Source organism: Pseudomonas sp. AIG (assembly GCF_977020205.1).
This window is the reverse complement of sequence record NZ_CDROCK010000172.1, coordinates 1-252: the sequence shown is the minus strand read 5'-3', so window position 1 is coordinate 252 and position 252 is coordinate 1. Positions and strand designations below refer to the sequence as shown.

The following is a 252-nucleotide window of genomic DNA, read 5'->3' as shown; positions in this document are numbered from 1 at the left end:
GGTGGAAATGAGTCGCCACTGTCCTGGCATTTACCCGTGCGAAATGAGCTTTACTGCGTGTACCTGGGCGATTCTTGGGTTTATCAACAGCGTCTCGGCCGACCGTTCCGGGAACATCCCCAAGTATTTGGCCGAGCTTCATGCTTCAGCCCCGCACTACGTTCTGCCGCATCGACGTGAGGAGCGCGTTTATCCTAGGGCGATTCGGCTGAAATCACCCAAGTATCCGATCAAAAATAAAAATGCCAGTCA

At 53.2% G+C, this 252-nt stretch carries 1 pseudogene; it reads left to right on the top strand.

Features of this window, described 5'->3' with window-relative positions:
• Positions 1-43 precede the first annotated feature (43 nt).
• Positions 44-252: pseudogene (locus ACWR1S_RS31000) on the top strand (IS4 family transposase); the annotation flags it as partial.